This is a genomic window from Thermocrispum municipale DSM 44069 (genome assembly GCF_000427825.1).
Taxonomy (GTDB): Bacteria; Actinomycetota; Actinomycetes; order Mycobacteriales; family Pseudonocardiaceae; genus Thermocrispum; species Thermocrispum municipale.
Window position 1 is genome coordinate 1 of sequence record NZ_ATYT01000025.1, and the last position, 4,992, is coordinate 4,992.

The 4,992-nt window shown below is 65.9% G+C and carries 5 protein-coding genes; 4 read left to right on the forward strand and 1 reads right to left on the reverse strand.

Translation table 11 applies throughout. The features are described 5' to 3' along the window. The first annotated feature begins 104 nt into the window (after window positions 1–104). The 4 genes from YWM_RS0115255 (at window position 105) to YWM_RS0115275 (ending at window position 3,659) form a co-directional block, all read left to right on the forward strand. A complete protein-coding gene (locus YWM_RS0115255; RefSeq protein ID WP_028851440.1) occupies window positions 105–536 on the forward strand; it encodes a hypothetical protein in 432 nt (143 codons plus the stop codon). A 14-nt stretch (window positions 537–550) separates the two neighbouring features. After that, on the forward strand, window positions 551–1,180 hold the full coding sequence (locus YWM_RS25785) for a DUF3558 domain-containing protein (RefSeq protein ID WP_169720999.1): 630 nt from the start codon (window positions 551–553) through the stop codon (window positions 1,178–1,180). Between the two features lie 349 nt (window positions 1,181–1,529). Next, entirely contained in the window at window positions 1,530–2,894 is a 1,365-nt protein-coding gene (locus YWM_RS26220; protein WP_156914795.1) for a hypothetical protein, read from the forward strand. Window positions 2,895–2,897: 3 nt separating this feature from the next. Beyond that, window positions 2,898–3,659, forward strand: coding sequence for an ESX secretion-associated protein EspG (locus tag YWM_RS0115275; protein WP_028851443.1), 762 nt, complete (start codon window positions 2,898–2,900; stop codon window positions 3,657–3,659). Between the two features lies 1 nt (window position 3,660). Here YWM_RS0115275 and YWM_RS23935 read toward each other — a convergent pair whose 3' ends face one another. Next, on the reverse strand, window positions 3,661–4,707 hold the full coding sequence (locus tag YWM_RS23935; protein WP_052344941.1) for a winged helix DNA-binding domain-containing protein: 1,047 nt from the start codon (window positions 4,705–4,707) through the stop codon (window positions 3,661–3,663). Window positions 4,708–4,992 lie beyond the last annotated feature (285 nt).

The following is a 4,992-nucleotide window of genomic DNA, read 5'->3' on the forward strand; positions in this document are numbered from 1 at the left end:
GTTCTCGAGCCTGTGTGAAGTATCCGGAAAGTGGCCCACCGTCTGCGCTGAGTTGCTACCGTAGCGACCGGAGCGATGACCAGGAAGCCGTCGGGAGGGCCGCAATGAGCTTCATCGGGGATTGGGCGGACATCCTGCAGTCACTCGAGGAGCAGCGCAAGAAGTACGGCGGCACCTCCATCGGTGACTCCTTCAGTCTCGCCGTCACGGGCAAAGGATTCCGATTCCCCGATGCAGCCACGGCCAACAAAATTGCGGCTCGGTTTGAGGCTCGAGCCAACAGCATGGAAAAGCGTAATAAGCTGATTGACGACGCGATAGACGCCCTGCACAGGCAATTTTCCCAGGATGGCTACAGCGCGGCCTATGCTGAAAATGCGATCAGTTCCTTGCGCTCGCTGCAGGTCTTGAACAAGTCGGCGGCCGACTATGCTCGCAAGTATTCGAACAAGATAAAGTCTGCAGCGAATTCAAGAATGTCTGAGGAAGAAGAGATTGGTTCTTCTTGGGGTAAGATCTGGGATTCTGTGGTCTAATGAGTCTGCGTAGGGTGTCGGAGATTCTTTTGATCGCGAGCTTTGGGGCAGCTTTGTCGTCATGTTCGGGCTCGACGGTGGATGATGCTGTTCCTACGGGCTCGCCGACGTCGCAGCAGGGCGGTACAGGCGAGGTGCCGCAAGTAGCTAATCCGCTGGATGCGACTCCGTTTCTCAAGAACCCGTGCGCCCTAATAGACGATCAGACGCTCTCGCAGTTCGGCGACTTTACAGAAGGCGAGCCGGATGTGGATAGCAACCATGCGCAGAAGCTCATCGGTCCACGGTGTTCCTGGTATATGAAGGAGGATTACAGTCGTTCGGCCGGTGTCGTGATCGACACTCCTCACCAGAAGTATGCCGACCCCGAGCTGCGTGGGCTAGGGGGAGTCTACGCTTCCAAGGAGTCGGGGACGATTGACTTCCTGCAGGCCGTAGAGATTGCTGGCCACCCTGACTACCCGGCCGTAATTGCGGGCGATCGCGAAGAAATTTCGCGTGGGCGTTGCGTCGTTTACGTCGGAATCGCCAACGATCTCACCATCAAGACGTCGTTCGATGATGAGCAGAATCCGTCCCAAGCTTGCCCCGCTGCTCAGAAAATTGCCTCCGCTGCGCTCGAGACCTTGAAACAGGGTGGTTAGTCGCCCGCCTAGGACGCGCTGCCATAGCCCGCACATGCCAGCGGCAAGCAGGAGGTGGCGTGGCCGGTCCGAGCCGCGTCCTCGACAGGCCAGGATGTGTAGGTCACAGGTGAGTTGGCGAAACACGGCTCGTCGTGCTTGCGGAGTTGCTACGGTTAGGTGCGCTGAGCTGTAGCAGGTAGGAGGAATCCGGGATGTGTTGTGGCTTGAGATGGAGTCCACTCCTGCTGGCGGGCGCGGCTCAGCAGCACTGCCCGGCCGTCCGGTCGGTCGAGGAGATCTACCGCGAGCCAGCGTTGTCGGGGGGTAAGTAGTGAGCCTTACGGGACAGCAGATTTTCGAGATCTTCATGGCCGGCGACATCGGGCCTCTCAAGGCGGCTGAGGAAATGGTCCGGGCTCTGAAGAAGGAGTTCGAGGACGAGGTCGAGGGCCTAGCGAACGCGCGGAATGAATTGTTGCGGTACTGGGAGGGGGACAGTGCCGACGCCGCGGGCCGCGGGGTGGATCCGCTTATTCAGGCCCACTCGGAAAGTGGACCTTTGATTGAAACGTCGACGAAGTCGGTTCAGTATCAGGAAGAAGTTTACTCCTGGGGAAAGCGTTCGGTGCAGCCGGTGCCGCCGGAGCCGGAGGAGCCGAGCTTGTTCGCGCGTGGCGTGGCGGCGATCATGCCGGGGGTGCCGGATCCTGAGGTGTCTTACCGCAAGGGAATGGCTGAACATGCTGCGGCCAATGAGAACAATGTCCGCGTCATGAAACAGTACGGCAGCGCAACTGTCGATAACTCGAACAACCTGCCCAAGGACTTCGGCATCATCGAGGACGACGGCGCACCGATCTACATCGGGACGCACACCTCGAGCGTCGGCACCGCGCACCATGTCGGTAGCCCGAGTTTTGCCCAGCCAGGCGCGGCGTCGGGTGCAGTTCCCACGTCGGGCGGCATCGGTTCGGCAGGTCCCGGTCCGAGCCTCGGCGGTGGTGGTGTGCCGACTCCCGGGCCGGCGCCGAGCCCGGTGCAAGGTCCCACGGCGTCCGGCCCGACCACGGGTGTCGCCAGCCCCGTCACGGCGGGTCCCGGGGGAGGCCAGAGCGGTGGTGGCCCCGGCGGTCCGCGGCCGGGTGGCCCGGTCGTTGCACCGGTGGGTCCGGGCGGGAGCCGGGCGGACGACACCTCGCGTAGTCGGCCGGGCGGACGCCCCGGAGTTGGCCCGCGTGCCGGCCAGCGGATGACCCCAGGCGGGGGTCGCGTGGCCGGGGGTGCAGCTCCGACGGGATCCGGTGCGGGGAAGACGCCGACGGTCCTGCGTGGCGGCGCGGCGGCGACGGCCCGATTGACTGGCGGCACTGCGGGCCTGCAGGCCGGCAAGGGCGCCGGAATGATGAGCGGCGGAACCCCGGCAGGCGGTGCTGCGGCGGCCCGTGCGGCGGCGGCCGGTGTCGGTGGTCGCGCCGGCATGGGCGGCGGCATGGCCGGTGCGGCTGGTCAGCGCGCACAGGGCGACGAGGACAAAGAACACAAGGACAAGTACGCCGTCAAGGAAGAGCTCGACGACGGTCTGGAAATCCAGTACGACGAGCTCGGCGCGAAGACCGTCGACGAGAAGACCGGGCACACCGTCGTCAACCCGGTGATCGGCGAGACTCCCGCCGCGGAGCAGCCTGCTCAGCAGGTCCAGCCCCACATCCAGCAGAAGGACAAGGACCGGTAACGCGTGTACGGCCCCATCCTGACCGCCTCGCCGCATGCGCTGGAGCTGGCCGCGGAGTGGGAGCAAACCGGCCAACTCAACCCGGTCCTGCGGCCCTTTGCGGTCTTCTACGGTGATGACGACGAGCGACCCGACCCGGCGCGCGAACTCATCGAACGCGGACTGGCCGAGAAAGAAGGCCGGGTCGTGGACGCAGTACTCGACGTCCTGCCGTCCCTGTGCGCCGCTCCGCTGGAGTACGTGGCGGACTTCCGGATCGAGGACCGCAAGTACACCGCCCTCGCCGCCCGCGCAGCCAACGGCGGGGCACTGGCGGTACGCGAGCGCGACCTCAAAGAGGACACCGACATCGTCCGCTTCCGCGAGGTCGACCCCGACGACCTCGTCGGCGCACTGCTCGACCTGCTGGAACTCCAGCCCGGAACCGGGCCGCTGGTGAGCGTCAACCTGCACGACATCCGCCAGGCCAACGAAGCCGTCATGAACGAGCCGTTGAGCGTGGAACACAAGCAGCTGCGCTCCATCATCGAACGCCCGCAGGCAGGGCCGGCCATCGAAGTCGTCGTCGGAGTCCGCGACGGCACCGGCAAACTGACCTACACCGACCGCCCGCTGCACATCGCCGCGCTGGACTGGGGCCACTTCATCACCTACAGCATCGGCGAAGGCCGCGACGAACGCTTCTACGGCGGGCCGGCCACCCCGGACCACGTCCGCAAGGCGCTCGCCGACCTCAAGGCGTCCCTCACGGCGCCGGCGATCTGACCTAGGCGAAGCTCACCGTCGCCTGGGCGAACCCGCGCGCAGCAGCGACCCGTGCGGCCTCGGCCTCCAGGTCGGTTTCCGCGGGCTGCGGCTGTCCGTACAGCGTGCTCACCGTGATTTCCAGCCGCTTACCCCGAGCGCGAGCCCGCCACGTACCCACGATCTCGCCATCGGCCAGTACGGCACCCGGATTCCCGATGATCCGCCACACCAGCTTGTGATTCGCCTTGTCCGGCACCAGAAGCGCCCGGTCGCGAGCCTGCAACAGCGGATCCGCGGGCGGGAGCAGCCGCACGAACGACGGCTCCGGCGGACTCTCCAGCGCAGGTAGCAAGTCCTCCGGCAAGAACGCCGTCTTCCCGTCGACCTGCACCTCAGCCAGACCGTCCGGCCACATCTGCTTCACTGCGGACCGCGTGGTGCCGAGGAACCCGGCGGCTTCGGCCACGGTCGCCGGGCCGTGAACGCGCAGATACTCCTCGACGACCCGCCTGCCCGCGTCCGGATCCGGCTCCGCGATCACACCGGGCCACCCGTCGATCGGCGTCAACGTCGCCGGTGAGACGTCCGGTTCGAGCCGCACACCCGCCCGCAAGGTCGTCAGCCGCATCGGCTGCTCATGGATATGGGTGGCCTGACACCCTCGACACCAGCGGACCAGGCCCGGCGGCAAGATCTTGCTCACCGCCTCACTCGCGGTTCCCTTGGTCATCGTGCGGTCGACGACATCACCCAGATACTTCGCTGCCGTCGTCATCGCCTCGGTGACGGGCATACCTGCATCGGCGACGTCTCGACGCTGCCACGACATCCGCGCCTGCGCATCCGCGTCGTCCAGCGGCACCAGCGACAGCGCGAGCCACGGCAAATCCGCAGCGTGGTGCAGGTGCGGGGCGCCGCGATGGGTCCACGCCAGCGTCAGCCCGGCGTCCCGCAACAGATGGGCGAACTTCTCGCCGGCACAACGCGCCGGGTCACCCGCAAGGCGGGCGGCCATCGCCAGACGCGCCGCGACCTGCGACGCTTCCTGCACCCCGAGCCGCAGCACGGCGAGCTTCTCAGGAATGTCATGCGGCCCTACCTTTCAAGTCAACCTCCGGTCGTCCGGAATGATCGGGGGACGCAGGCGGGGCAGGGATGGTTTTCATGCTGGCTGCCCTCGATGGCTCAGGTGGCTGAGCCCCCTGTCCCGCCTCCTTGTTCTGACCGCTGATTAGGCACTGCGATCGATCGCTATGTAGGGCGTTGACGGCGGAGCGGGGACGCGTCATACCGGCACCGAGGGAAGCGAGGGATCGATGAGAGTGGCCGTCGGGATCGACGTCGCCAAGGA